Source organism: Mycobacterium sp. Aquia_216 (assembly GCF_026723865.1).
Classification (GTDB): Bacteria; Actinomycetota; Actinomycetes; order Mycobacteriales; family Mycobacteriaceae; genus Mycobacterium.
In genome coordinates, this window is sequence record NZ_CP113529.1 from 2,488,456 (window position 1) to 2,514,445 (window position 25,990).

Annotated in this window: 30 protein-coding genes; 14 read left to right on the forward strand and 16 right to left on the reverse strand. The window is 66.4% G+C overall.

Annotated elements, in window-relative coordinates:
- Together OK015_RS11615 and OK015_RS11620 are read left to right on the forward strand one after the other, a co-directional pair.
- Positions 1 to 1,161 carry an acyl-CoA dehydrogenase family protein gene (locus tag OK015_RS11615; RefSeq protein ID WP_268131574.1) on the forward strand — a complete coding sequence of 387 codons (1,161 nt, stop codon included), beginning with the start codon at positions 1 to 3 and terminating at the stop codon, positions 1,159 to 1,161.
- Between the two features lie 525 nt (positions 1,162 to 1,686).
- A complete protein-coding gene (locus OK015_RS11620) occupies positions 1,687 to 4,047 on the forward strand; it encodes an LGFP repeat-containing protein (protein WP_268131576.1) in 2,361 nt (786 codons plus the stop codon).
- 18 nt (positions 4,048 to 4,065) lie between these two features.
- On the opposite strand, the gene lexA is transcribed toward OK015_RS11620, so the two are convergent.
- Positions 4,066 to 4,767 (reverse strand): transcriptional repressor LexA, encoded by a 702-nt coding sequence (gene lexA, locus OK015_RS11625; RefSeq protein ID WP_268131578.1) that lies wholly within the window; start codon positions 4,765 to 4,767, stop codon positions 4,066 to 4,068.
- Between the two features lie 294 nt (positions 4,768 to 5,061).
- Between lexA and OK015_RS11630 the strand changes: the two genes are divergently transcribed.
- From OK015_RS11630 to OK015_RS11640, 3 genes are all read left to right on the forward strand, one after another.
- Positions 5,062 to 5,556, forward strand: a complete 495-nt coding sequence (locus tag OK015_RS11630) for a LysM peptidoglycan-binding domain-containing protein (protein WP_268131579.1) — start codon at positions 5,062 to 5,064, stop codon at positions 5,554 to 5,556.
- Positions 5,557 to 5,712: 156 nt separating this feature from the next.
- Positions 5,713 to 6,177: a transcriptional regulator NrdR gene (gene nrdR / locus OK015_RS11635; RefSeq protein ID WP_268131581.1), complete on the forward strand. Its 465-nt coding sequence runs from the start codon at positions 5,713 to 5,715 to the stop codon at positions 6,175 to 6,177.
- Positions 6,178 to 6,181: 4 nt separating this feature from the next.
- Entirely contained in the window at positions 6,182 to 6,667 is a 486-nt protein-coding gene (locus OK015_RS11640; protein WP_268131583.1) for a peroxynitrite isomerase, read from the forward strand.
- Positions 6,668 to 6,676: 9 nt separating this feature from the next.
- Here the strand turns inward: OK015_RS11640 and OK015_RS11645 are convergent, their stop codons facing one another.
- The 3 genes from OK015_RS11645 to OK015_RS11655 are packed head-to-tail and all read right to left on the reverse strand — an operon-like array spanning position 6,677 to position 9,438.
- Complete coding sequence (locus tag OK015_RS11645; RefSeq protein ID WP_268131584.1) at positions 6,677 to 7,363, reverse strand: PhzF family phenazine biosynthesis protein; 687 nt, start codon at positions 7,361 to 7,363, stop codon at positions 6,677 to 6,679.
- A gap of 34 nt (positions 7,364 to 7,397) precedes the next feature.
- Positions 7,398 to 8,429: an alpha/beta fold hydrolase gene (locus tag OK015_RS11650; RefSeq protein WP_268131585.1), complete on the reverse strand. Its 1,032-nt coding sequence runs from the start codon at positions 8,427 to 8,429 to the stop codon at positions 7,398 to 7,400.
- Positions 8,430 to 8,463: 34 nt separating this feature from the next.
- Entirely contained in the window at positions 8,464 to 9,438 is a 975-nt protein-coding gene (locus OK015_RS11655; protein WP_268131586.1) for a proteasome assembly chaperone family protein, read from the reverse strand.
- A 208-nt stretch (positions 9,439 to 9,646) separates the two neighbouring features.
- Between OK015_RS11655 and OK015_RS11660 the strand changes: the two genes are divergently transcribed.
- Positions 9,647 to 10,468, forward strand: coding sequence for a trypsin-like serine peptidase (locus OK015_RS11660; RefSeq protein WP_268131588.1), 822 nt, complete (start codon positions 9,647 to 9,649; stop codon positions 10,466 to 10,468).
- A 79-nt stretch (positions 10,469 to 10,547) separates the two neighbouring features.
- Here OK015_RS11660 and sthA read toward each other — a convergent pair whose 3' ends face one another.
- Positions 10,548 to 11,954 (reverse strand): Si-specific NAD(P)(+) transhydrogenase, encoded by a 1,407-nt coding sequence (sthA, locus tag OK015_RS11665; protein WP_268132645.1) that lies wholly within the window; start codon positions 11,952 to 11,954, stop codon positions 10,548 to 10,550.
- Between the two features lie 114 nt (positions 11,955 to 12,068).
- On the opposite strand from sthA, the gene OK015_RS11670 reads away from it, so the two are divergent.
- A complete protein-coding gene (locus OK015_RS11670; protein WP_268131589.1) occupies positions 12,069 to 13,127 on the forward strand; it encodes a DUF4192 domain-containing protein in 1,059 nt (352 codons plus the stop codon).
- A gap of 61 nt (positions 13,128 to 13,188) precedes the next feature.
- On the opposite strand, the gene OK015_RS11675 is transcribed toward OK015_RS11670, so the two are convergent.
- The 3 genes from OK015_RS11675 to OK015_RS11685 all read right to left on the reverse strand — a co-directional run bounded on the left by OK015_RS11675 (position 13,189) and on the right by OK015_RS11685 (position 15,559).
- Entirely contained in the window at positions 13,189 to 13,878 is a 690-nt protein-coding gene (locus OK015_RS11675; RefSeq protein ID WP_268131590.1) for a metal-dependent transcriptional regulator, read from the reverse strand.
- Between the two features lie 143 nt (positions 13,879 to 14,021).
- Positions 14,022 to 14,984: a sigma-70 family RNA polymerase sigma factor SigB gene (gene sigB, locus OK015_RS11680; RefSeq protein ID WP_268131591.1), complete on the reverse strand. Its 963-nt coding sequence runs from the start codon at positions 14,982 to 14,984 to the stop codon at positions 14,022 to 14,024.
- Positions 14,985 to 15,133: 149 nt separating this feature from the next.
- On the reverse strand, positions 15,134 to 15,559 hold the full coding sequence (locus OK015_RS11685; protein ID WP_268131593.1) for a DUF3099 domain-containing protein: 426 nt from the start codon (positions 15,557 to 15,559) through the stop codon (positions 15,134 to 15,136).
- A gap of 58 nt (positions 15,560 to 15,617) precedes the next feature.
- Here OK015_RS11685 and OK015_RS11690 point away from each other — a divergent pair, with 58 nt between their 5' ends.
- Positions 15,618 to 15,857: a DUF3039 domain-containing protein gene (locus OK015_RS11690; RefSeq protein ID WP_268131594.1), complete on the forward strand. Its 240-nt coding sequence runs from the start codon at positions 15,618 to 15,620 to the stop codon at positions 15,855 to 15,857.
- On the opposite strand, the gene OK015_RS11695 is transcribed toward OK015_RS11690, so the two are convergent.
- Both OK015_RS11695 and OK015_RS11700 read right to left on the reverse strand, forming a co-directional pair.
- On the reverse strand, positions 15,858 to 16,862 hold the full coding sequence (locus tag OK015_RS11695; RefSeq protein ID WP_268131596.1) for a YihY/virulence factor BrkB family protein: 1,005 nt from the start codon (positions 16,860 to 16,862) through the stop codon (positions 15,858 to 15,860).
- Between the two features lie 66 nt (positions 16,863 to 16,928).
- Positions 16,929 to 17,114, reverse strand: a complete 186-nt coding sequence (locus OK015_RS11700) for a DUF7455 domain-containing protein (protein ID WP_268131597.1) — start codon at positions 17,112 to 17,114, stop codon at positions 16,929 to 16,931.
- Positions 17,115 to 17,248: 134 nt separating this feature from the next.
- Between OK015_RS11700 and OK015_RS11705 the strand changes: the two genes are divergently transcribed.
- Positions 17,249 to 17,644 (forward strand): DUF952 domain-containing protein, encoded by a 396-nt coding sequence (locus tag OK015_RS11705; RefSeq protein WP_442791240.1) that lies wholly within the window; start codon positions 17,249 to 17,251, stop codon positions 17,642 to 17,644.
- On the opposite strand, the gene OK015_RS11710 is transcribed toward OK015_RS11705, so the two are convergent.
- From OK015_RS11710 to ppgK, 3 genes are all read right to left on the reverse strand, one after another.
- Positions 17,617 to 18,006: a RidA family protein gene (locus OK015_RS11710; RefSeq protein ID WP_268131598.1), complete on the reverse strand. Its 390-nt coding sequence runs from the start codon at positions 18,004 to 18,006 to the stop codon at positions 17,617 to 17,619. The two genes, OK015_RS11705 and OK015_RS11710, sit on opposite strands and share 28 nt — an antisense overlap.
- A 128-nt stretch (positions 18,007 to 18,134) precedes the next feature.
- A complete protein-coding gene (locus OK015_RS11715) occupies positions 18,135 to 19,649 on the reverse strand; it encodes an RNA polymerase sigma factor (protein ID WP_268131599.1) in 1,515 nt (504 codons plus the stop codon).
- A 178-nt stretch (positions 19,650 to 19,827) separates the two neighbouring features.
- Entirely contained in the window at positions 19,828 to 20,637 is an 810-nt protein-coding gene (gene ppgK, locus OK015_RS11720) for a polyphosphate--glucose phosphotransferase (protein WP_268131601.1), read from the reverse strand.
- Between the two features lie 128 nt (positions 20,638 to 20,765).
- Between ppgK and OK015_RS11725 the strand changes: the two genes are divergently transcribed.
- On the forward strand, positions 20,766 to 21,641 hold the full coding sequence (locus tag OK015_RS11725) for an inositol monophosphatase family protein (protein ID WP_268131602.1): 876 nt from the start codon (positions 20,766 to 20,768) through the stop codon (positions 21,639 to 21,641).
- A 2-nt stretch (positions 21,642 to 21,643) separates the two neighbouring features.
- On the opposite strand, the gene cei is transcribed toward OK015_RS11725, so the two are convergent.
- A complete protein-coding gene (gene cei / locus OK015_RS11730; protein WP_268131604.1) occupies positions 21,644 to 22,297 on the reverse strand; it encodes an envelope integrity protein Cei in 654 nt (217 codons plus the stop codon).
- 183 nt (positions 22,298 to 22,480) lie between these two features.
- On the opposite strand from cei, the gene OK015_RS11735 reads away from it, so the two are divergent.
- The gene (locus tag OK015_RS11735) at positions 22,481 to 22,783 is read left to right on the forward strand and encodes a DUF4193 domain-containing protein (RefSeq protein ID WP_036468275.1); all 303 of its coding nucleotides are present in this window, start codon (positions 22,481 to 22,483) and stop codon (positions 22,781 to 22,783) included.
- Between the two features lie 9 nt (positions 22,784 to 22,792).
- On the opposite strand, the gene OK015_RS11740 is transcribed toward OK015_RS11735, so the two are convergent.
- Positions 22,793 to 23,272, reverse strand: coding sequence for a DUF3093 domain-containing protein (locus OK015_RS11740; protein ID WP_268131617.1), 480 nt, complete (start codon positions 23,270 to 23,272; stop codon positions 22,793 to 22,795).
- A gap of 48 nt (positions 23,273 to 23,320) precedes the next feature.
- On the opposite strand from OK015_RS11740, the gene dut reads away from it, so the two are divergent.
- Together dut and OK015_RS11750 are read left to right on the forward strand one after the other, a co-directional pair.
- Positions 23,321 to 23,773, forward strand: coding sequence for a dUTP diphosphatase (gene dut / locus OK015_RS11745; RefSeq protein ID WP_268131619.1), 453 nt, complete (start codon positions 23,321 to 23,323; stop codon positions 23,771 to 23,773).
- 74 nt (positions 23,774 to 23,847) lie between these two features.
- Positions 23,848 to 24,645 (forward strand): DUF3710 domain-containing protein, encoded by a 798-nt coding sequence (locus OK015_RS11750; RefSeq protein WP_268131620.1) that lies wholly within the window; start codon positions 23,848 to 23,850, stop codon positions 24,643 to 24,645.
- Positions 24,646 to 24,739: 94 nt separating this feature from the next.
- Here the strand turns inward: OK015_RS11750 and OK015_RS11755 are convergent, their stop codons facing one another.
- The gene (locus OK015_RS11755; protein WP_268131622.1) at positions 24,740 to 25,438 is read right to left on the reverse strand and encodes an alpha/beta hydrolase; all 699 of its coding nucleotides are present in this window, start codon (positions 25,436 to 25,438) and stop codon (positions 24,740 to 24,742) included.
- Positions 25,439 to 25,575: 137 nt separating this feature from the next.
- Between OK015_RS11755 and OK015_RS11760 the strand changes: the two genes are divergently transcribed.
- Positions 25,576 to 25,944 (forward strand): OB-fold nucleic acid binding domain-containing protein, encoded by a 369-nt coding sequence (locus tag OK015_RS11760; RefSeq protein WP_268131624.1) that lies wholly within the window; start codon positions 25,576 to 25,578, stop codon positions 25,942 to 25,944.
- The last annotated feature ends 46 nt before the right edge of the window (positions 25,945 to 25,990 follow it).

Below are 25,990 nucleotides of genomic sequence, written 5' to 3' on the forward strand. Positions count from 1 at the left end.
ATGAGCACTGCCGTCAAGTTCCAGCGCACCCTGTTCGAGCCCGAGCACGAATTGTTCCGCGAGTCCTACCGGGCTTTCCTGGATCGCCACGTCGCCCCGTATCACGACGAATGGGACAAGGCGAAGATCGTGGATCGGGGCGTTTGGCTCGAGGCAGGCAAGCAGGGCTACCTCGGCATGGCGGTGCCCGAAGAATACGGCGGCGGTGGCAATCCCGATTTTCGGTACAACACGGTCATCACCGAGGAAACCGCCGCCGGGCGTTACAACGGCATCGGGTTCGGCTTGCACAACGACATCGTGGCGCCGTACCTGTTGTCGCTGGCGACCGAGGAGCAGAAACAGCGTTGGTTGCCCAAGTTCTGCACCGGGGAACTGATCACCGCGATCGCGATGACCGAGCCGGGAACCGGCAGCGACTTGCAGGGCATCAAGACTCGCGCGGTCAGGCAGGGCGATCACTATGTGCTCAACGGGTCAAAGACGTTCATCACCAACGGGATCAACTCCGATCTGGTCATCGTGGTCGCCCAGACCGATCCGGACAAAGGCGCTCAAGGGTTTTCGCTGCTCGTCGTGGAACGCGGCATGGAAGGCTTTGAGCGGGGCCGGCATCTGGACAAGATCGGCCTGGATGCACAGGACACCGCCGAACTGTCCTTCACCGACGTGCACGTGCCGGCCGAGAATCTGCTGGGCGAGGAGGGCCAGGGCTTCATCTACCTGATGCGGAACCTGCCCCAGGAGCGGATCAACATCGCCATCATGGCAGCCGCATCGATGGAGAGCGTGCTGGAGCAGACGCTGCAGTACACCAAGGAGCGCAAGGCCTTTGGCAAGCCGATCGGCAGCTTTCAGAACAGCCGCTTCGTGCTCGCCGAGCTGGCGACCGAGGCCACCGTGGTGCGCATCATGGTCGACAACTACATCGCGCTGCACCTGGAGGGCAAACTCACCGCCGAGCAGGCCGCGATGGCCAAGTGGTATTCCACCGAGAAGCAGGTCCACCTGATCGACCGCTGCCTGCAGCTGCACGGCGGTTACGGCTACATGCGCGAATACCCAGTCGCGCGTGCCTATCTCGACGCACGGGTGCAGACCATCTACGGTGGCACGACCGAGATCATGAAGGAGATCATCGGGCGCAGCCTCGGGGTCTAGCCGCGTGCTCGCACCCCGTCGGCTAGCGTCGGCGGTGGTGAACCAATCTCGCTGTCACGCAACAACGAATCGTGGACATCCGCGCGCAGCCCGCGCGGGCGGTGACACGAACGAAGCGCAACTCCTCTGCTTACGCTGTCATTGCTTGGATTTGCGGCAAAATAGTCGATGCCCATGAAATGCTTCTTTGCTCGAGTGGATAGCCGGCGCTTCGCGTACGGTCGGCGCATGCCTTTCGACCACGTCGAGCGCGGAATCACCCACCCCCGGTGTGTTCTGAGGCAGGACCGGTCGCGACACGATCGTCGTCCGGCATCATTTCGACATCGGAGTGGTATCCGTTTTCGTAATATTCGCGAATTGCCTTCGTATTTCTTGTTCGCTGGAGCAAAGTTATGCGAGCTCGGCGATAATACGAACCTCGGTGGGGTTCGTAACGCGCGTTTGGGGGACCAAGCTCGCGCAGGGGCCGCAGGGTACGGGCATGGCCATACATAAGGGCATATCCGTCGGCTGGGAGGCTTGGTGAACGGGAAGAGAGGTCACGTGCGCAGGCTCGCCGGTCGGGCGCTGATCAGCGTGGCGACCACAGCGTTGGCCATCGTGCTACTGGCACCTACCGTCTCAGCGTCTCCGATCGGTGACGCCGAAGCCGCGATCATGGCGGAGTGGAGCAAGGCCGGCGGCGACACCTCGCCGCTGGGCGCCCGCAAGGGCGATGTCTACCCCGTCGCCGACGGCTTCGCGTGCGACTTCGACGGCGGCAAGATGTACTTCACCACCGCCACCGGTGCCAGATTCATCTACGGGCCGATCCTGGATAAGTACGACATGCTGGGCGGTGCGGCCGGTAGCGACCTGGGCTTTCCGACCATCAACGAGGTTCCCGGTCTGGCGGGGCCGGACAGCCGAGTGGCGACGTTCTCGGCCAGCGACAAGCCGGTGATCTTCTGGACACCCGACCATGGGGCGTTCGTCGTGCGCGGCGCGCTGAACGCCGCCTGGGACAAGCTCGGCAGCTCGGGCGGTGTCCTCGGCGCCCCGGTCGCGGATGAGACGTACGACGGCGAGGTGTCCACCCAGAAGTTCGGCGCCGGCCAGATTTCCTGGAACCGCAAGACCAAGGAATTCACCACTGAGCCAGCGGGATTGGCCGATCAGCTGAAAGGCTTGCAGGTAGCGATCGATCCCGCCGCGGCCATCAACATGGCCTGGCGCGCGGCCGGCGGCGCCAGCGGTCAGCTGGGCGCCAAGCAGGGTGGTCAGTATCCGATCGGTGGCGACGGCATCGCCCAGAACTTCGCCGGCGGCAAGGTGTTCTTCAGCCCGGCAACCGGTGCGGCCGCGATCGAAAGCGACATTCTGACGAAGTACGAGTCGCTGGGTGGCCCGGTCAGCAGTGACCTGGGCTTCCCGACCGCCAACGAGTCCGACGGCGGCGTCAGTCCCAACAGCCGGATCGCCACGTTCTCGGCGGCCGACAAGCCGGTGATCTTCTGGACCTCAGATCACGGCGCGTTCGTCGTACGCGGCGCGATGAAGGCTGCCTGGGACAAGCTGCGCGGCGCCACCGGAAAGCTCGGCGCGCCGCTCGGCGACCAGACCGTCGACGGCGACGTGATCTCGCAGAAGTTCACCGGCGGCAAGATCTCGTGGAATCGGGCAAAGAACACCTTCTCCACCGACCCGGCCAACCTGGCCCCGCTGTTGTCCGGCTTGCAGGTGTCGGGCCAGAACCAGCCGAGCAGCACGGCGATGCCTCCGCACGCCAAGAAGTGGTTCACCTGGAGCTGGTGGTACGTGTTCGCCCTGGTCCCGCTGCTGGTTTTGGTGCTGCTCGCGGTGTTTGTGGCGGTGCGGTGGCGCCGGCATCGCGCCGGCCGTAAGACGGCGCCCTACGACATCGAGCGCGACGTCGATGTCGGCGGCTACGACGACACGGGCGAGCCGCGCTGGGGGCCCGATTACGCCGAGGCCTCCACCGAGCACCTGTCATTCAGCGACCTGAACGCACCGGAGCACCACGAGGCCAACGAGGTGCCGCGAGCCAGATGGCCGCACGCACCCGAAACCGCCGAGCTGGCCGACGACGAGGGGTACGACCACCGGGCATCCGTTTCCGAGGAGGAGTGGGATCAGCTAGGGGTCGACGAGCGGGATCCCGACTCGGTCGACACCGATTCCATCCCGGTGGTGTCGGCGGAAGATCTGATCGAGGCCGGGTACGGCGACGAGCTCCCGCAGGCCGGCTACCGCGACGAGGCCGACGTGCCCGGTTATCCGGATGCCCTTGCCGATGCCGCCTACACCGATGCCGACTACACCGATGCCGCCGGCCCGGAAGCCGCCTACCCGGACGCTGCCGTCGCCGACGAGGCCGGTTATCTGGATTACGCCGACGAGGATGCCGCGTACGCGGACGCGGGTTACCCCGGAGCCGACGATGAGGAGGCGGCCTATCCCGACGTCGCCGTGCCGCACACGCCGCCCGATCTCGCTGCCGCGAGCGACGCCGCATCGGGTGCTGCGGCCGCGTCCGGTGCTGCCGCCGCGGGTGGGGCCGCATCCGGCCTGGCGGCTGCGCTCGGCGTCGCGTCCGGGGCCGCACCGAGAGGCGGAGGGCGCCACGCCGCAGCGGACACCGATGACGAGGCGGACCTCGCGCCGGCCGCGGCTATCGGCGCACTAGGGCAATCCGGCCGTCCGACGATCCATTTGCCGTTAGAGGACCCGTACCAGATGCCCGACGGCTATCCGATCAAGGCCAGCCCCCGCTTCGGTTTGTACTACACGCCGGATAGCGACCTCTACCACGACACGCTGGCCGAAATCTGGTTCTCCAGCGAGGAAGCCGCGCTGGTCAACGGCTTCATCAAGGCAGACTGAACGCCGGTCCGCTCGGCGCTATACCTTGCGGATCACCGTGACGACCTTGCCGAGCACGGTCGCCTCATTGCCCGGGATGGGATCGAACGCGGGGTTGTGCGGCATCAGCCAGACCTGACCGCCCGCGCGTTTGAACGTCTTGACGGTGGCCTCACCGTCGAGCATGGCCGCGACGATGTCGCCATTGTCGGCGACGTTCTGCTGCCGCACCACCACCCAGTCGCCGTCGCAGATCGCCGCCTCGACCATCGAGTCGCCGACCACCTTGAGCAGAAACAGCGTGCCCTCGCCGACCAGCTCGCGGGGGAGCGGGAAGACATCCTCGACGGCTTCTTCGGCCAGGATCGGTCCACCGGCCGCGATGCGCCCAAGCACGGGGACGTACGTGGGTTCCGGCAAGGCGTCGGACCCGGCGACCTCGGTGGCCGGCGCTGCCACCACCATTTCGTCGGCGCCGCGGACGTCGACGGCCCGGGGACGGTTCGGGTCGCGGCGCAGGAATCCCTTGCGCTCGAGGGTGCGCAATTGGTGAGCCACCGAGGATGTCGACGTCAGGCCGACCGCGTCGCCGATCTCCCTGATGCTCGGCGGGTATCCGCGGGTGGTCACCGACTCGCGGATGACGTTCAAGATGGTGCGTTGCCGCTGGGTAAGCGATGAATCCACGGCGTGCAACCGGCCGTCCGGTCCGGCTGCTGAGGTGTCGTTGCTGTCGCTCATGGCACTGAATGTAGCCCGCCTGAATCCAAGAATCAAACATGTGTTCGACTGGCGTGTCGCACCTGGGGCGGCCCGGAGAAGTGATTCGCGGCACTCTGCGAATAACAATGGTGTAACTCTCGAAAAGACCGGGTACTTGTGCTTTATGGCATCGATAGCGACCGGGACAAGTTGTCGGTGGCATGGTCTAGCGTTTTGCTCGTGCGACACGCTTCGCTCAAATGTTCGGATTTCGAACACACGAGCGATAGGGTCGAACGCACGAGCGAGGATTAGTTGACCGGAGGAACGCACATGACGCTCATGCACACAGTCTCACCGCGGACCAACAACGTGCGGCGCCCGAGCGACGGGCTGGTCGGACGGCCTCGTTATGACCAGGAACGCGCACTGCGGTCGCGCCGCGCCGGGCAGTCACGCCCGGCCGGGACTCCGATGCGCTACCGGGGCACCGGCGTCGCGATGTCGGCCGCGCCGCACCGCCGGCGCCCGGCGACGGTCGGGACGACGATCGGTCTGGCCCTGATGGCCGGGATCATCACCCTCTGGCTGGGCCTGGTTGCGAATCTCGGTCAGATCGCCAACGGCGACTCCGCCGCGGCGGCCGCTCCCGTGCCGGACCGGCTGTCCGTGGTAAAGGTCGAGCCGGGCGAATCGCTACAGGACGTGGCGCACCGGGTGGCCCCGGAAGCCCCGGTCCGCGCGGTCGCCGACCGTATCCGCGAACTGAACAACCTGAGCTCGCCGGCGCTGGCCGCGGGTCAGACGCTGATCGCGCCGGTCGGCTGACGCCGCGCCGGTGATGGCGAAAACCGCTCTACGCCAAGGCTCCTCAGTTCATCCTCCGGTATCACCACGCGTGTCGCGGCTGCATTGGCCCGGCGCGGTCGTGCCCAGGTACGCTCGGAGTGTTCCGCGAGATGCCGGCACAGCGAAGGAGCGGTCATGCATTGTCCGTTCTGCCGCCATCCCGATTCCCGGGTGATCGACTCGCGGGAAACCGATGAAGGCCAAGCCATTCGGCGGCGTCGGTCGTGCCCGGAGTGCGGGCGGCGCTTCACCACGGTAGAAACCGCGGTCCTGGCCGTGGTCAAGCGCAGCGGCGTCACGGAGCCGTTCAGCCGCGAAAAGGTCATCAAGGGCGTTCGCCGGGCGTGCCAGGGCCGTCAGGTGGACGAGGACGCGCTGAATCTGCTGGCCCAGCAGGTGGAAGATACGGTGCGTGCGGCCGGTTCGCCGGAAGTGCCCAGTCACGAGGTCGGCCTGGCGATCCTCGGCCCGTTGCGTGACCTGGACGAGGTGGCTTACCTGCGCTTCGCGTCGGTATACCGGTCCTTTTCTTCGGCCGACGATTTCGAGCGCGAGATCGCGGCGCTTCGCAAGCATCGCAAAGTATCGACACCGGGCTGACGGCATGCCTGGCGACTTGCATCCCGATCTCGCGGCGCTCGCGCCGCTGCTCGGCACCTGGGCCGGTCGTGGCGCGGGCGAGTACCCGACGATCCAGCCCTTCGAGTATCTCGAGGAAGTGGTGTTTTCCCATGTGGGCAAACCGTTTCTGGCTTACGCGCAAAAGACCAAAGGGGTAGCCGACGGCAAACCGCTGCATGCCGAGACCGGCTATCTGCGGGTGCCGGAGCCCGGTCACGTCGAGCTGGTGCTGGCGCACCCCAGCGGCGTCACCGAAATCGAGGTCGGCTCCTATGAAGTGACCGGCGATGTCATCGAAATCGAGTTGGCCACCACGTCGGTCGGACTGACTCCGACCGCCAAAGAAGTGTCCGCGCTTGGCCGTTCCTTCCGCATCGACGGCGGCCGGCTGTCGTACTCGGTGCGGATGGGCGCGGTCGGGCAACCCCTGCAGCATCATCTCACCGCGGTGTTGCAGCGAAAATCCTGAGGCCGCCGCTCAGTTCAGTTGTGTCACACCGTCGTTGACGACGCGGCCGGCGACGCGCGCCCAGCCATCGGAACTCCACACGGTTTCCAGCCTCGACCCGTTGCCCTGAGTGATGCTCAGGTCGCGGCTGAGATGTTCGGTTATCCGGAGCGCGGCGGAGCCGGTCGCTTCGTCTTCGGGCACACCGAGATTCGTGACGAACGTCCGGGAGCGCAACGAACCGGTGGACTGGTCGATCCAGGCCCACAGGTAGTGCGCGCTGTCGTCGGGGAAGTTGCTGGGCTCGGCCGCGAGAAGCTGGTCAACGGAATCGAATTCGTGAATTGCGAATTCAGGGCCCCAGTCGGCGCGCGCGGTGACGCCCACCAGATCGCCGTCGTAGTGCACCTGCACGATGCCGGCCGGGACCGCGAGCGTGTTGATCGGCGTGCCGTTCTCCCGCAGCCACCACGACAGGCCGACGGTCGGGTGCCCGGCGAACGGAAGCTCGGTGCGTGGCGTGTAGATGGTGGCTTGCGTGGTGGTTGAGCCGGCGGCCGGCAGATCGACGAATATCGTTTCGCTGTAACCCAATTGGGTGGTCAACTGTTGGCGATCGGCGGGAGCGACCTGGTTGGCCTCGACGACGCCCAACGGATTGCCGAATCTGCCGTCGCGGTCGGTGAAGACCCGCAACACCGTCACATCGATACCCATGTCCCGACTGTACGGCCCGGGTCAACGCAATTATCTAAGTAGCGCTGCGCTCGTCCGAGCCGATCGCGTTGAACACCGCGTCGCGCGTATCGGCCGAGCCCGTGACCGTGCGTTCGCCCCTGCCGGTGCGCAGTAATTCACGAAGCGCGGCCTGATCGTATTCGGCGGGCGCGGTGGTGTCGATGAAGCGCTGCAGGACGTCGATGAAGCGAGCCGGGTCTTCGTGGAACGGAAAGTGACCGGAGCCCTGAAAGATCTCCAGCCGCGAGCCGGGCATCGCGGCGTGTGCCATCCAGGCATGACGGACGGGGACCACCGCATCCTTGGTCCCCCAGACGATCTGCACCGGGATGGCCTGGGTCAAATAACATCGATCCAGGAAGGTGACGATCTGCCCGCGCCAATCCACCACTGCCCGCAGTGTCCGGCTGAATGCCGATGAGGCCGTCGGCTCCGGCAAGTCGTCCAGGATGCGCAGCACATTAGGCAGATCGCGGCCCAAACCGGTCGATCCGATGGCCAGGCCCGCGAGCCGTCCCGCCAGCTGAACTGCCGGCAGCACCAGGGGCAGCCGCAGCAGCGCCAACGCCTCCGTCCCGATCGGTAGCGAGGCCAACCGGAAGGCGACGTTGACGTCCTTGGTGACACCGCCCGCGGCGACCAGGATCAGCCGCTCGACCAGATGCGGGAACTGATAAGCGAATTGCATCGCCACCCCGCCGCCGAGTGAATGACCGACGATCGTCACGCGCTCGATATCGAGCACGGACAGCAAGTCACGCATCCCGTTGGCATAGCCGGCCACCGAGTAGTCGGCGCGGGGTTTGTCGGATTGCCCGTGCCCCAGCAGGTCGGGGGCGATCACCGTGAACCGCTGAGCGAGCTTGGCCTGCACGGTATTCCACGTCGTGGAGTTGTCGCCGATGCCGTGAATCAACAGAATGGCCGGCCCGGAGCCGGCAATGCGGAACGCTCGTTTGTACCCGTGGATGGTGCGGAACTCGAGCCGGGGGGTAGTCACTTCCCGCACCGGGCGAAGATTGCTCTTGCGCTTGCGCTCAGTCATCTCGTCACCCTTGTTGTCGCGCCCCCTTGGACGTTTAAGCCGGGTCGTCGTCGTCGCGCTTCTTCTCGGCCTGCTGGGCTAGGAATCGCTCGAACTCGGCGCCAAGCTCGTCGCCGCTAGGCAGGTCTTCGTCGTGCGTTAGTAACGACCTGTTCTCCTGAGCGTCGATGAAGGCATCGTACTGGCGCTCGAGTGCAGCCACCACTTGAGCGACCTCGGCACTCGCCTCGACCTGCTCGTCGATCTTGGCCCGGATCTCGGCCGCTGCCTCGGTCAGCGCGGCCAGCGGTAGCTCCAGCGAGCCGGTCTTGGCCACCTGCTCGAGCAACGCCTGGGCACCGGCGGGGTAGTCGGTCTGCGTCAGGTAATGCGGGACGTGGACGGTGAAACCGACCACCTCGTGCCCGTGCTGAGCCATCCGGTACTCCAGCAGGTTGGACGCGCTGCCGGGGACCTGGATCTCGGAGATCCACGGCTGAAAATCGGTGATCAACTCGCGGTTGTTGGAGTGCGCGGTCAGGGTGATGGGACGTGTGTGCGGCACCGCCATCGGGACGGTGCCCAGGCCGATGGTCTGCCGCACGCCCAGCCGCTCGGCCAGCAGGCGCACCGCCGTGATGAACCGCTCCCACTTGAGATCCGGTTCCATGCCGGCCAGTAACAGGAATGGGGTGCCGATGCTGTCGCGCATCGCATACAGGCTCAGCTCCGGGTCGTCGTAGTTGGTGAAGTGATCGGTCTTGAACGTCATCATCGGCCGGCGCGACCGGTAGTCCAGCAGCTCGTCGATCGCGAACGACGCGACCAGCTCGGTGTCCAGGGCCGCTTTCAGGTGGGTAGCGGCCAGTCGTATCGCGTGGCCGGCGTCCGAGAAGCCTTCCAAAGCGTGCACCAGCACCGGGCCGCGGCCGTCCGATGTCACCAACTGGGGCGCCGGAAACTCCAGCTCGTACATGCCGGGTTGTCCCGGCTGGTAGTACAGGTCGTCGTCGTTGTGCTCGTTGGACATCGGGTTTTGCCTCCTCCCGGGGGTCTCTCCAGGGTGCCTTAACCAGTGTCCCCCGAATTTATAGGCACCCATAATCGAAACAGGATGACGCTCGAACGTAATCCGGACGGAACAATTCCGGGGGCACCGGATCTCCCAGAAATCTACAGCGGCAGCGCGATGCGTCGAATTCAGCTTCCATCGGCGTGGTCGGGCATGATGGAAATCGATGCGCGTCCCGATGCTGCTGCTCTGCCCGATTGTCGGCCTCGCGACGTTACTGGCGTCGTGCGGTCGCCCGGTGCTGCACGTCTCGGTACCTACCGGAACGCCGGCACCGAAAACGAGCAACTCGGTGCAGCGCCTCAGCCAGCCCGAGCCGGGCGCGGTTGCGGAGCCGGTGGATCCGGACCGGCGGGTGGGAGCAATTTTTTTGGACGGCAGCGCCCAGCATGTGTGCACGGGCTCGGTGCTGCATTCCACGGCCGGCAACCTGGTGCTGACCGCCGCGCACTGCCTGGCCGGAGCTGCCCAGATCACTTTCGTGCCCGGTCTGTCCGGTGATGGGGCGCCCCCGGATCTCTGGACGGCCGACAACGTCTATTTGGATCCGCGCTGGGTGGCCAGCAAAGATCCGCACGCCGACTACGCAATCGCGCGGGTCAACAGCGACCACGGTGGTTCGGTGGAGTCGCGCGCGGGATTGGCGCTGACCCTGGGCATGGCCCCGCCGCCCAGCAGTCACGTCACCGTCGTCGGGTATCCGAGCGGCGTGGGCGGCTCGCCGATCGGCTGCCAGGGCAGCACCGCGGTGACCGACGGCGGATTTCCCTCACTGGTCTGCCAAGGGCTCGTCGGCGGCACCAGCGGCGCGCCGTGGGTCAGCGGCACCACCGTCGTCGGCCTGATCGGTGGACTCGAACGCGGGGGATGCGCCGAGAACGTGTCCTACTCCGCACCGTTCGACGAACACATCACCGAGCTACTGGCCCGCGCCGAGGCCGGTGGCCCGGGCGATACGGTGCCGGTCGACTTGGACGACACCTGCTAGACCCGATGGGGGCGAGCCTCCCGCAAGCGGCAGGTGCCCCATTCGCCCGGCGTCGCCGCGCCCGCGATCGCCGCTGACGTCAGCGGCGGAATTGGTTGAGCGCGCGCACCTTGTTCATCACGTCGAGTGCGGCCACCTTGTAAGCCTCGGAGAACGTCGGGTAGTTGAACACCGCGTCGACCAGATATTCGACGGTGCCGCCGCATCCCATCACCGCCTGCCCGATGTGCACCATCTCGGTCGCGCTGGTGCCGAAGATGTGCACCCCGAGCAGCTTGAGGTCGTCGGTGGACACCAGCAGTTTGAGCATGCCGTAGGAGTCGCCGGCGATTTGGCCGCGGGCCAGCTCCCGGTAGCGGGCCATGCCCACCTCGTAGGGGATCGAGTCCTTGGTCAGCTCCACCTCTGTGGCGCCGACGTAGGAGACCTCGGGAATGGAATAGATGCCGATCGGCTGCAGGTCGGTGATGCCTTCGCACGCTTCGCCGAACGCGTGGTAGGCGGCCAGCCGCCCCTGCTCCATCGAGGTGGCGGCCAGTGCGGGAAAGCCGATGACGTCGCCGACGGCGTAGATGTGGGGCACCTTGGTCTGGAAATAGTCGTCGACGAAGATCCGGCCGCGGTTATCGGCCTCCAGCTCGGCGTTGTGCAGATCGAGGTGGTCGGTCTGTCCTTGCCGCCCGGCGGAATACATCACCGTCTCGGCGGGAATCTGCTTGCCGCTGGCCAGGGTCGTGACGGTGCCCGCGGCGCCGACGTCGACCGCGGTCACCTCCTCGCCGAACCGGAACGTCACCGCCAGGTCGCGCAGGTGGAACTTGAGTGCCTCGATGACCTCGGGATCGCAGAAGTCGAGCATGTCCCTGCGCTTTTCCACGACGGTGACCTTGGTGCCCAGCGCGGCGAACATCGACGCGTACTCGATGCCGATCACGCCGGCGCCGACGACGACCATCGAGGTGGGCAGTGTCTTGAGGTCGAGGATCCCGTCGGAGTCGAGCACTCGGTCTTCGTCGAACTCCACCCCGGACGGCCGTGCCGGCCTGGTGCCGGTGGCGATCACGACGTATTTGCCGCTGATGGTTAGCTTTTCGCGTCGGGACGGGTCTTCGATCTCGATGGTGTGCGGGTCGATGAACCGGCCGTGCCCGATCAGCAGGTCGATCCGGTTGCGCATCAATTGGTTGCGCACGACGTCGACTTCCTTGCCGATCACGTGCTGGGTGCGGGCGAGCAGGTCGGCCGGGGTGATCTTTTCTTTGACGCGGTAGCTTGCGCCGTAGAGCTCCCGTTGGCTCATCCCGGTGAGGTAGAGCACCGCTTCGCGCAACGTCTTCGACGGAATGGTGCCGGTTTGGACGCACACGCCGCCCAGCATTTGGCCGCGCTCAATGATCGCGACGGATTTGCCGAGCTTGGCCGAGGCGATGGCGGCCTTCTGGCCGCCGGGCCCCGAGCCGATCACGACCATGTCGTATTCCTGCATCGATCCCATGCGATAGACGATAGAGCCCACAGTCGAGACTTTCTCCACAGACGATGGGCCCGACTGGGGTGCGCGAGCGCAGTCTGACGGTGGCGGCCATCAGCGTTGGGCCTCATGACACCGCATTCACCCGATTTCGAACTGAACCGCCCCGGCGCGCTGATCGCCGCGCTACCCGCCGTTCTTGGCTTCGTTCCGGAGAATTCATTGGTCTTGGTGTCGTTGGACCGTGGCGAACTCGGCGCGGTGATGCGGGTCGACCTCTGCGCCGAACTTGCCGACCGGGTCGGACACCTTGTCGAGGTTGCCGCCGCGGCGGCGCCCGAGGCCGCGATAGCCGTGATCGTCGACGAGGACGGCGCCCACTGTCCGCAATGCAACGAGGAGTACCGGCAGCTGTGCGCGATGCTGGCAGAGGTGTTGTCGGAGCACAACATTGAGCTGTGGGCGGCACATGTGGTGGACCGGGTGGCCCGCGGCGGACGCTGGCATTGCGTCGACGGCTGCGGCTCGTGCGGCACGGTCGACGATCCGTCGGCGTCACCGCTGGCCGCCGCGGCCGTGCTGGAAGGCCGGCGGCTCTATTCGCGTCGCGCCGACCTGCAGGCCGTGGTGGCCGTCGAGGATCCGGCCCGCAGTGCCGCGCTGGCCGGTGTCCTGACCCGGCAGGCGGCCGTGCGCGCGCAGGCGCATCGAGCGGATCCGGCGGGTTGCGGCCGCCGCGATGTGGAGGCCGCGTTGGCCGCGGCCGGCCGCGTCGGCGGCGGGCGATCACTGTCGGACACCGAACTGGTCGCGCTGGGCTGTGCGCTGCACGACGTGGCGGTGCGCGATACGTTGTACGCCCTGGCGGTCGGCGAGAAGGCCGTTGAAGCCGAGACGTTGTGGGCGTCGCTGGCCCGCACCCTGCCGGCGCCGTGGCGCGTCGAGGCGTTGGTGTTGCTGGCGTTCAGTGCGTACGTTCGCGGCGACGGCCCGCTGGCCGGGGTGTCACTGGAGGCGGCGTTGCGGTGCGATCCGGACCATCGGATGGCGGGCATGCTGGATACGGCGCTGCAGTCCGGTCTGCGACCGGAGCAGATCCGTGAACTCGCGGCGACCGGTTACCGGCTGGCCAAGCGACTCGGCGTGCAACTGCCGCCACAGCGGGTTTTCGGCCGCTGCGCGGGCTAGGGCTTGGCGGGATGGCCCCACTCCTCAGCGGCCGTCACCGGCCGCGTCGTCGCGAGCCGAGTCAGACCTTCTCGACCTTGACCGCGTGTGCCATCTCGTTCGGCAGGGTGACGTTCTCGTGCCCGGGTATCAGGATGGTGACCCCCACGGCCCCGGTTTCGACGGTGACGCGCGCGTTGGGCACCACGCCGGCGTCCTTGAGCCGCGTGATCAGATCGATGTCGCCCTGCACGTGCTCGGTCAGCTGGCGGACGACGACGGCGACCGGCGATCCGGCCGGCAACTCGGTCAGCCGCACCAGGTTGACGTCTTCGGCGCCGGAATCAGGACCCAATCCCAGGTCCACCAAACCGGGAATCGGGTTGCCGAACGGGGAAGTGGTCGGGTTGTTGAGCACCTTCACCAGCCGGCGCTCGACATCGTCGCTCATCACGTGTTCCCACCGACATGCCTCGGCGTGCACTTCCTCCCACGGCAACCCGATGACGTCGACCAGCAGTCGCTCGGCGAGGCGGTGCTTGCGCATCACGGCGATGGCCAGGGACCTGCCCTTGTCGGTGAGTTCTAGGTGCCGGTCGCCGGCCACGTGGAGCAAACCGTCGCGCTCCATCCGGGAGACGGTTTGGCTGACGGTCGGCCCGCTCTGGTCGAGCCGTTCGGCGATCCTGGCACGCAGCGGCGTGACGCCCTCTTCTTCGAGGTCGTAGATGGTCCGCAGGTACATCTCGGTGGTATCAACCAGGTCGTTCATTCAGCACCCTCCATTGACGCCGAGTCTACTTGGCCAGCTGCCGAAATGGGTTCAACGCTTCCTAGGCAAGTAGTATGCCCGCCGCGCGTTTGCGGCGGGCATACTGTCCTGCTACTGCTGGGTGGGCTGCCTGGGTCGGCGGCTCAGCTCGCGTACGAGCGCAGCCGATCGGCGCGTTCTCCGTTGCGCAGCTTGGCCATCACGTCGCGCTCGATCTGACGGACCCGCTCGCGGGACAGACCGAACAGCTTGCCGATCTGATCCAGCGTGCGCGGCTGTCCGTCGTCCAGGCCGAAACGCAGCCGGATCACCTGGTGCTCACGTTCGTCGAGAGTGGCCAGCACGCTGCGGATGTCGGTATGCAGCAGCTCGGCGATCACCGCGTTTTCCGCGGACATCGCTTCGGCGTCCTCGATGAAGTCGCCCAACGGGGCTTCTTCCTCGGAGCCGACCGGCATGTCCAGGCTTACCGGGTCGCGGCTGTGCTCGAGCAGATCGTTGATCTTCTCGACCGGGATTCCGGACTCGTTGGCCAGTTCCTCGTCGGTGGCTTCACGTCCCAGGTTCTGGTGCATCTCCCGCTTGATCCGCGCCAGCTTGTTGACCTGCTCGACGAGGTGAACGGGCAGCCGGATGGTGCGGCTCTGGTCGGCCATGCCGCGGGTGATGGCCTGACGGATCCACCACGTCGCGTACGTCGAGAACTTGAATCCCTTTGTGTAGTCGAACTTTTCCATCGCACGGATCAGACCGAGGTTGCCCTCCTGAATCAGGTCGAGCAACGGCATCCCCCGGCCGGTGTAGCGCTTGGCCAGCGAGACCACCAGCCGCAGGTTTGCTTCCAGCAAGTGGCGGCGCGCCGCCTGACCATCACGAACGACGGCGGCAAGATCGCGTTTGCGGTTCTCGCCGAGGCGTTTACGCGTTGCGAGCAGATGCTCGGCATACAGTCCGGCCTCGATGCGCTTCGCCAGCTCGACTTCGTCCGCGGCGGTCAGCAACGCCGTCTTCCCGATGCCGTTCAGATATACGCGCACGAGGTCCGCTGCAGGGCTCTGAGCATCTAGATCGCTGGTGTCGATCCTGCCTGTGATGGCATTCGCCATGGCGGCCTCCCGATTGGCTTTGTAGCTGTCATAGTGTGTAACGACAGATCAGGCCTGAGAGTTCCCATCCGGTCGCCATCTCACACGCCTTGACGTGCACAAATGTGCCGACGACCTGAGAATGTCCTGAGAAGAGCGCTCAGTGACCGTCAGACGGAACCGGCGTCGTACCCGGAGCCTGGGGAGTGGTGTCGTGGCTCGGGGTGACGCCGAGCCTCGATCGCGGGCCGTTCGGCCGTCGGGAACAGCGGAGTGCGCCGCCGGTCATCGTCGAACCGCCGAGGTTCGCCGGAGGCGCGCGGCGGGCGGTCGTTCGCGATCAGCACGGCCATCCAGGGCAGGGGCAGCGATACGGCGATGATCGCCAACGAGATCAGGCCGTTGTGCCAGGCGCCATAGGCGAGGGCCGCCAGGATCAGCGCAGGAACCCGAAAGGACATCAGGGTCAGGTACTTACGCACCCGCGCGCGATGCTGCTCCTCGTATGAGGGCTCGGCGGCGGTAATGAGCACCGGGTGCCCATTGTCGTCGAACCCCAGATCGGAGCCGCGCTTCATCACTCCACTGTCCCACACCCGACCGATTCCGGCGCAGCCGGTTTTCGGTGCAGCTGGGCAGTGCACAATATGGGGTATGCAGACGCAGACGATCGAACGCACCGACGCCGACGAACGCGTCGACGACGGGACCGGCAGCGACACTCCCAAGTACTTCCATTACGTCAAGAAGGACAAGATCGCCGAGAGCGCGGTGATGGGTAGCCACGTGGTCGCGTTGTGCGGTGAGGTTTTTCCCGTGACGCGGGCAGCCAAGCCGGGTTCACCGGTGTGCCCGGATTGCAAGAAGGTTTACGAGCAGCTCAAGAAGGGCTGATCAGGCCGGCGGCTCTGCCGGCTCGACATCGCGTTGCTGTGTGGCCGGATTCGTCGTCACGGGATTCGACAACGATGCCGCCGTTCGCTTCAGGGCGGGCGAACGCGCGAACAACCAGTTGCGCAGCCGGTGCGCGTGCGTCCGGGGCGCGGGGAATTCTTCTTGGACCGCCGCATTGAGTTCGGCACCGAGCATGATCGCGAAGCCGCCGAAAAATGCGAACAACAGAAACGCGATCGGCGTGGACAGCGCGCCGTAGGTGTAGCCGGTGCTGGTGATCCACCGCAAGTAGACGCGCAGGCCCAGGGTCGCGATCACGAACACCGCGGTGGCCAGGATGGCGCCGATGGCCAGCCGATGCGTCGGCAGCGGTTCGGGCAGTGACACCCGATACAGGATGACGACCCCGATCATCAGCCCGAGGGCCAGCGCCGGGTAGTAGCCGTAACGCAGCACGTTGGCCAGGGAGTCCGGGATGTGCTCGGACACCGTGCGGGGGCCCACGACCAGTACCGGTGCGGTCACCACGGCGGCCACCAGCCCCACCACGTACAGGAACAACGCGAAAAACCGCTGCCGCACCGGATGACGCAGCGGCGTCTGATCGTGCGCCTCGACCACTGAGTCGACGAACGCCGACACGGCCGACGACCCCGCCCACAGCGACAACAAGAAACCGAGCGAGACGACCTCGCCGCGGGCGTGCGCCGTGATGTCGCGGACGGTGGGCTCGATGATCTCGTTGACCACACTGCTGGAAAACAGACTGTGCGCCGCTGAGATTGCGCTCTTCTCAATGCTGGGCAGGGCGTCCGGGCCGAAAAGCGGTGCGACGTAGGCCAAACTGCCGAGCATCCCCAACAGCAGTGGCGGGGTGGACAGCGCCGACCAGAAACCCGCCTGCGCGGACTCGGCGAAGATCGAGTCGTCCCAGCTCTTTACCAGAGCCCTCTTGCTGATTCGCCAAATGTGGTGGCGCGACGGCTTTGCGGTCTGCTCGCTCATACGGGTCCAGCATTACCGACGAGTTCGCCCACACCTCACATTGTGAGTGGGTGAGTTTCGCTGGACCTAGCTTTCGCTGACCTCCAGCACGGCGGCGAGTTCGACGAGCCTCGCCTCGTGCTCGTTCGCGTGATGTTGGCAGAAGAGAAGCTCGGCTCCAGAAGGCAGCTTGGCGCGTACACGAGCTGCGGCACCGCAGCGATCGCAGCGGTCGGCTCGAGTCAGCTCGCGTGTTGTCAGAGTTGCATTCATGGGCTTCTCCGTTCTCGTGTGTCCACTTTCTCAGACGTTCGGCGTTTTAGCGTTGTTCCCCGATCGTTATCGGGTGTGTCGTTTCTCACGGGTTTGTCGACCCTCGGAAGGTGGGCGCTTTAAGGTGACCGATCGTGGTCTCAGCTCCTGACGTACTGGTGCATTTGTGTGCGGTCGACGAGTGGTCTCGCGCCCGCGAGCGCGGCGCGATCCACCCCCCGGCGCCGGGGGCGGACGGCACTGCCCCGTTCATCCATCTCTCGGCGCCTGAGCAGGTGCATCTGCCCGCGAACCGGCTCTTCCGCGGGCGCCGGGATTTGTTGCTACTGCACATCGACCCGGCTTTGCTGGACGCGCCGGTGCGTTGGGAGCCGGGCGTGCCAACCGATCCGGAGGCGATGCTGTTCCCGCACCTGTACGGGCCGCTGCCGGTCGCCGCTGTGAAATGGGTCACCGTTTATGTGCCGGGGCCAGGGGGAATCTTCGCGCCGGTCGCCGGTGCTCAGGACCCTTCTCGGGACCCTAGGTAGGCGTCGGCTTCGATCTCGACCAGCAGCTCGGGTGCTATCAGTGCCGAGACTTCGACCATGGTCGCCACGGGTCGTATTTCCCCGAAGATCCGCGCATGCACGGCCGCGACCTCGCGCCACCGGGAGATGTCGGTCACGTAGATCCGGGTGCGCACCACGTCGGTCAGCGAAGCGCCCGCCTCTTCGAGCGCAATCTCGATGCGGCGCAAGGCGTCTTGGGCCTGCGCGGAGATATCACCCGCGGGTCCGGTGCCGGTGGTGCCGGCGACCGCCACGTACGGGCCTACTCGGACCGCGCGCGAGTAACCGACCGTCGATTCGTAGTCGGATCCTGACGAGACGAGCCTGCGGATGGCGGACATGGGCGTCACACTACGGCGACGGCCGAGGCTGCGCAGCCGATTTTCCCTGTGCCCGACCGGATTTCCGGCGTAACACCTTCGGCCGAATTCGACTTGTCTTGTCCGGCAACAAGTTTGGCGGACGAGTGTTAGTCGAGGTAGTCGCGCAAGACCTGGGAGCGGCTGGGGTGGCGCAACTTCGACATGGTCTTGGATTCGATCTGGCGGATGCGCTCGCGGGTCACGCCGTAGACCTGGCCGATCTCGTCGAGGGTACGAGGCTGGCCGTCGGTGAGACCGAAGCGCAGCCGTACTACGCCGGCTTCACGCTCCGAGAGCGTCTCGAGCACCGACTGCAACTGGTCTTGCAACAACGTGAACGACACCGCGTCGACCGCCACGACCGCTTCGCTGTCCTCGATGAAGTCACCGAGCTGGCTGTCGCCCTCGTCACCGATGGTCTGGTCCAGCGAGATGGGCTCGCGGGCATACTGCTGGATCTCCAGCACCTTCTCCGGCGTGATGTCCATTTCCTTCGCCAGCTCTTCGGGTGTGGGCTCACGGCCCAGATCCTGCAGCAGCTCGCGCTGGATGCGGCCCAGCTTGTTGATCACCTCGACCATGTGCACCGGGATGCGGATGGTGCGGGCCTGGTCGGCCATGGCGCGGGTGATCGCCTGACGAATCCACCACGTCGCGTAGGTGGAGAACTTGTAACCCTTGGTGTAGTCGAACTTCTCGACCGCGCGGATCAGACCCAGGTTGCCTTCCTGGATCAGGTCGAGGAAGGCCATCCCGCGGCCCGTGTAGCGCTTGGCCAGCGAGACCACCAGTCGCAGGTTGGCTTCCAGCAGGTGGTTTTTGGCGCGGTCGCCGTCGCGGCAGATCCACATCATGTCGCGGCGCTGAGCGGCGGGCAGCTTGTCGCCGCGCTCCGCATGCTCGGTCATCAGCTGGGTGGCATACAGTCCGGCTTCGATCCGCTTGGCGAGCTCGACCTCTTCCTCGGCATTGAGCAGAGCCACCTTGCCGATCTGTTTGAGGTAGGCCCGGACCGAGTCCGCGGATGCGGTGAGTTCGGCGTCCTTGCGTGCCTGCCGCAACGCCTCGGATTCGTCCTCGTCCCACACGAAATCGCCGGAAGCCTTGTCCTTTTCGGAAGGCTCGGCGATCTCCTCGTCCTCCTCGGGCGCTTTCTTGACCGCGGCCGGCTTGGCAGCGATCACACCCTCCTCGGCGTCGTCCCCGTCGCCGGCGTCGGCCTCGTCGGCGACGACTTCGACGTCGTCCTCGAGGTCGTCGAGGACGACGTCGAGGTCCAGGTCCTCGACGGGCTCGGCTTCGAGATCCGGCTCGCCGTCGAGGTCCTCGGCGACGTTCTCTTCGACGCCCTCGGGGCTCTCGTCGTCGTCGCCTTTGGCAGTGGCCTTGGTTCCGCGGCCCGCGGGCGCCTTGCCGGCGGCCTTGGCGGGAGTGCGGCTCTTCTTGGCGGCGCCGGTCTCGGGGGTCGCCTCGGTGTCGTCGTCCGCTGCAGTCTTCGTCGCGCGTTTCGCCGGCGCGGTGCCGTTGGCGGCTTTTGCCGCGGGCCGCTTGACGGGGGCTTTCGTGGCGGTGGTGCGCTTCACCGGCTCATCGGTTACCGGGCTCGTCTTGGTCGCTGCCACTTACACCCCTTCGGTTGGAATCACTTTTCGGTGGGTTTGGGCATGGTCAACCGAAAGTGTCTGCTATGTCGAATGTCGGCGTTGGTATCAGCGTGACTGCTCGCACGCTATCTGTCGGGCGGCCGCCGTGGACCATTGTAACGACAGTGCGCGCTCGTACCGCCCTAGCGGGGAAAATTCAGTGCGTCACGTCCGTGGTCGAGGCCATCGCGGCGCCGACTATACCGGCGGTATTGAGCAAGGCCGCCGGTACGACCTGGGTCCGGTTTTCCAGCAGCGGCACCCATTGGTCGGCCTTTCGGCTGATCCCACCACCGGCGATGATCAGGTCGGGCCATATCGCGTTCTCGATGGCGATCAGCACCCTGGTCACCTCCTTGGTCCAGCGCTTGTAGCTCCACCCCTTATTTTCTTTGACCGACGACGCCGCGCGTTTCTCGGCCTCCTTGCCGCCCACTTCAAGATGGCCGAACTCGGTGTTGGGTATCAGCTTCCCATGGTGAATCAGGGCGGAGCCGATTCCCGTTCCAAAGGTGAGCAACACGACCAACCCCGAATTGTTCTTGCCCGCCCCGTACCGCTCTTCGGCGAGCCCGGCCGCGTCGGCGTCGTTGAGGACCGTGACCGGCTGGCCGTCCAGCTCGGCACTGAAGACGTCGCGCGCGTTGGTCCCGATCCAGGCGCGGTCCACGTTGGCGGCCGTCTGGACGATGCCGTGGGTGACGACGCCGGGGTAGGTCACGCCGAGCGGACCCGTCCACCCGAATTCGTTGGCGACCTTGGCGATGGTCTTCGCGACGGCCGACGGGGTGGCGGGTTGCGGTGTCAGCAGTTTGACCCGGTCGCCGACCAACAGTCCGGTGTCAAGGTCGACGATTCCGCCTTTGATTCCGCTTCCGCCGACGTCGATGCCGAATCCACGACGCTGCGGCGGGCCGGAAGCTGCCTCGGTGCCGGGTGCGTCCGTGGCCGAGTCGGTGCTGGTCATCGACATCTCCTTGGCGAGATTTGGGCTGGTTCACACCTTAGCTGGCGACGATGGGCGTTGCGGTCGGGCAATGCGACAGGGGCGTTGCCGCCCTGCGCCGCGGGTGGCGCCTGTGTTGCGATGGACCGGTGACCCGACTCGACGACCAGGCCGCGGCGCTGCGCTCAGTGGCCGAAACGCTCGCCGCCGAGGCCGCCGAGTTCGTGAGATCTCGACGCGCCGAGGTGTTCGGCGCCCACCCGGGCGCGATCGACAATGGCGCGGTGCGGTCGAAGAGCACACCGACCGATCCGGTGACGGTGGTCGATACCGAGACCGAAGGGCTGCTGCGCGATCGGTTGGCCGAATTGCGGCCCGGGGACCCGATTCTCGGGGAGGAGGGCGGCGGGCCCGCCGAGCCGGGAGCCGGATCCGGCGATGCGGTCACCTGGGTGCTCGACCCGATCGACGGCACGGTGAACTTCGTCTACGACATCCCGGCCTACGCGGTGTCGGTCGGGGCACAGGTCAACGGCGCGTCGGTGGCAGGCGCCGTCGCCGACGTCGTCGGGGGCCGGATCTATTCCGCGGCACAAGGACTCGGCGCACACTTCATCGACGAGCAGGGGACGCACCCGTTGCGGTGCGCGGATGTCGACGATTTGTCGATGGCCTTGCTGGGCACCGGATTTGGGTATTCGATCGGACGCCGCACCACCCAGGCGGCGCTGCTGGCGCAGCTGCTGCCGTTGGTTCGCGACGTGCGTCGCATCGGTTCGGCGGCGCTGGATTTGTGCATGGTTGCGGCGGGGCGGCTCGACGCCTACTACGAGCACGGGCTGCAGGTGTGGGATCGCGCGGCGGGTGCGCTGATCGCCGCCGAGGCCGGGGCGCGGGTGTTGGTGCCGCCGCCGGACGGGCCGGTCGGTGGTGCCGGGTTGGTGGTGGCGGCCGCGCCCGGGATCGCCGATCAGCTGTTGGCGGCCCTCAACCAATTCGACGCCCTTGGGCCGATCGCGGACTGAGGTCAGCAGCTGCTGGCGTGAATCTTCGACAGCAGCGAGGGATCGGATGCCCCGGTGGCCCCGGGACGCAGGCTGGCGAGGACGGAGTCGATGTCGTCGTTGTGGGCCAGGGCGGTGAATTCCGTGCCGATCGCCAGATCCACGGAGTCATCGGCGCGGTTGTCGTTGAACAGCTCGCTGCACGGGGCTACCAACCACACCGCGGCGGCGCTGGCCTGCCCGGCCGTGCCGAAGCGAATCTGGCTTTGGCACGTCAGGCGGGTGCCGGCGTAAATCGGGTCGTTGGCCGCGGTCGGCTGCGCGAAGCCCAGATCCTTCATCGCGCCGGCGACGTCGGCGGCCTGGCCGCCGCGGCCGCTGGCGTTGAGGACGCGGACCTTGATGTCGCTGAGTTTGGCGGGCGACACATCGGTCATCGCGCTGCGCGACATTTGTTCGCCGAGTTGGGCCGGTGCCGCCGACCCGGTCGGCTGTGGGGGCGGGTTGCACACTTCGGCTTCGCGAACTTTCGCGGGCCGGGTCAGCGCCACGGTCCAGGCCACACCCGTGACCAACACCAGGAAAACCAGCACGACAATCGCCGGCCGGGGATTGCGTCGCCGAAAGGGCCGACCGTGCTTGTCGAAGGCTGTACCCTCGGTGATTTGTGCGACCACAGCAGGCACTCTAGCCGCACACTAAATCCACTGTTTAGAGGCGAATACGCGGGTGAATTCGGGAGTGTGAGGTAAATCACAACCCATCTAACCGCGTTGCGGGCACGAATCGTTTGGTGGATGCGTTCGACGCTGGTACAAAGCGTTGCTTGAGGTAACGCAGGCATGTGAGGGGATTGGACGATGCCTACCGACTATGACGCTCCACGGCGTACCGAAACTGACGACGTTTCGGAGGACTCGCTGGAGGAGCTGAAGGCTCGACGGAACGAGGCGGCATCGGCTGTTGTCGACGTCGACGAATCCGAGTCCGCCGAGAATTTCGAACTGCCTGGCGCTGACCTGTCCGGCGAGGAGCTATCGGTTCGGGTCATTCCGAAACAAGCCGACGAGTTCACCTGCTCGAGCTGCTTTTTGGTGCAACACCGCAGCCGGCTTGCCAGCGAGAAGAACGGTGTGATGATTTGCACCGACTGCGCAGCTTGATAGCTGCACTCAGCTTGTCAAGGCCGACAGCACCCGGTCGGGGTGACGGCAGCTCACCAACCAGTACGGCGTCGGGTCGTCTGGGTCGTCGAGGACCAGCAAAATCATCGGTTTCACCCATGCGCGATGCAGCACATACGCCGCGGGGTCGAGCTGACGACCCAGTGCCGCCGACTTCGCCGACGGCGCGATTTCCGCCGACCGGGCGATCACGGTGACCGGCAGGTGGGCTTCGGCGGCCCACAGTTGCACCACCCCGTCGTCGCCGGCGGTGACTTGGATCTCGATGCGGCCCAGCCACAACAGCGCTCCGATGGCGACGATGAACAGCACCACGAACGGCAGCCAGTCGGGGAGTGCCTTGACGCCCAGGTTGACCTCGACGGCAATCAACGTCGCCAGCGCGAAGGCCGGTGGCCACCACCACCATGGGACCCACAGTCGCTCGCGATATCGGACACTGTGCGGAGCGACGCGCGTACCGGACACGCGGTCAAGGGTAGTCTGTGGCCCCGTGTCGACCAGTCTGGCCTTGAAGTGAAAGTTGTCCGCCTCGACCCCGAGCTTCCGCTGCCCAGCCGTGCCCACGACGGCGACGCGGGGGTTGATCTTTACAGCGCCGAAGACGTCCGGCTGGACCCCGGGCAACGCGCCCTGGTCCGAACGGGCGTGGCGGTCGCCGTCCCGTACGGAATGGTCGGTTTGGTGCACCCTCGCTCGGGATTGGCTGCGCGGGTTGGACTTTCGATCGTCAACACTCCGGGTACCATTGACGCAGGCTATCGCGGCGAGATCAAGGTTGCGCTGATCAACCTCGACCCGGCCGAACCGATCGTGGTGCACCGCGGCGATCGCATCGCCCAGTTGCTGGTGCAACGGGTCGAGTTAGTCGAGCTGGTCGAGGTCGCGTCGTTCGACGAGGCCGGGCTGGCCGAAACATCCCGTGGCGACGGTGGCCACGGTTCCTCCGGCGGACATGCGAGTTTGTGAGCGCCGGTGACGATGCACAAGGAGGTCCGCGATGAGGTGGGGGTACCACCCGCGTGCGGGGGAGAACGGCGCTGATGGCTGCTTTCGGTAGACGTTCAGGCAAAGACGACAGCGACGACACTTCCGCCGCGCCGTCCGGCGACGACGCGGCCGAGGCGCCCGCCGACCCGCGGGCCGCCGCTGAGCAGGCCGGCGAAGAGTTGGACGAAGAGGTGGAGGGCCCGTTCGACATCGACGACTTCGACGACCCTTCGGTCGCGGAGCTGGCCCGGCTCGATCTGGGCTCGGTGCTCATCCCGATGCCGGAGGCCGGCCAGCTGCAGGTCGAGCTGACCGAGACCGGCATCCCGAGCGCGGTCTGGGTCGTCACGCCCAATGGCCGCTTCACGATCGCCGCCTATGCCGCCCCCAAGACGGGTAGCCTGTGGCGTGAGGTGGCCGGCGAGCTCGCCGACTCGCTGCGCAAGGATTCGGCCGATGTCAGCATCAAGGACGGCCCGTGGGGTCGCGAGGTGGTCGGTACCGCCTCGGGCGTGGTGCGCTTCATCGGCGTCGACGGCTACCGCTGGATGATCCGCTGCGTCATCAACGGCCCGCACGAGACCATCGAGGCACTCGAGCAGGAGGCGCGTGCGGCGTTGGCGGACACGGTGGTTCGCCGCGGCGACACCCCGCTGCCGGTGCGGACGCCGCTGGCGGTGAACCTCCCCGAGCCGATGGCCGAGCAGTTGCGTCAGGCGGCCCAGCAGCAGGCCGAGGCGCAGCAGGCCGCCGAACAGGCCGAGGGGGAGCAGCCGCTCAACGAACCGGCGGCCCGCCGCAGCGTGGACGGATCGGCTATGCAGCAGTTGCGCACCACCACCGGCGGCTAGCCCGACCGAACAGTGATTCCGAAAGCCGTGACTGCGCACGCGACGGGCCGGACGTGGGCTGATGCGACGTGACGTGCGCCGGACCCCGCAACCACTAGGCGTCGGCCAGCGCCGCCAGGCAGGCCGCCCCGAGCGTGGCACTGTCCGCGCCGACCTGGTCGAGCGTCACCGTCCGCAGGGCCGCGCGCGGCGCGGCGGCCACCCAGTCGACGCCGGCCTGCAGCGGATGAATCGGATCGTCGACCGCGGCGGCCACCCCGAGGGGAGCGACAAGTGTGTTGAGTTCGTCACAACTCGGCGCGACGTAGGCGGCCGCTTCGTCCATGGCGTCGGGCAGCAGCGGCCACTGGGCAAGCCAGGACCGGGTCAGCTCCTCGGCCAGCCAGGCCGGGCTCGACGCGCGCATCCGTGCGGTCGCCGCGGCCAGGCCATCGGCGCGTAGCTGGGATGCCGAATACCGCGCCGCCAGAGCAGCCGGTGCCGAGCCCGGCGCTCCGGCCCAGGCCGGCAGCGCGGCCAGCACGGCGACCGTGAGGCCTGGATTCGCGAGTGCCCAGGCGGTCGCCACCGCAGCTCCAATCGAGATTCCGCCGACCGCGATGGCACCTTCGCGGGCGGCGTCGTCCAACGCGGACAGGTAACCGTCGACCAGACGATCCGGCCGCGGCGCAGGGGTGACCAACCGTGCGCCGGCGTCGCGCATGGGCCCGGCGAACGCACGGTTGACGTACACGTCGTCGGATCCGGTTCCGGGCAACAGCACGGTCGTGACTCCGCGCAGATCGACACCCACGCCCCGATACTGCCCGGCGCGACGAATGTTCCAAAATCACAGTTTGATTCGGTTGGCGCCGGGGAACCAACAGGTCTACGGTGTCCGTTGGCATAGGTGAAAGCACCGCAGCTTTTTCGGAATTGTCAGGAGTGGCCATGGGGGCTCAAGGATATTTGCGCCGCCTCACCCGTCGGCTGACGGAGGACCCGGAGCAGCGCGATTCCGAGGAGTTGTCCGACGAGGTCGCCAGCACGGGCGCACAGCGCGCGATCGATTGCGAACGTGGCCAGGAGGTCACGATGGTTGGCACGTTGCGCAGCGTCGAATGTAACGGCAAAGGCTGTGCGGGCGGCGTCAAGGCCGAGCTGTTCGACGGCAGTGACACCGTGACCCTGGTGTGGCTGGGCCAGCGCCGCATCCCCGGTATCGACTCGGGACGCACTTTGCGGGTGCGCGGCCGGATGGGCAAGCTGGAGAACGGAACCAAGGCCATCTACAACCCGCACTACGAAATTCAGCGTTGACTCTGCCCGGTAACACGTCCAATCGCATCAATCCAGAACGCCTGCT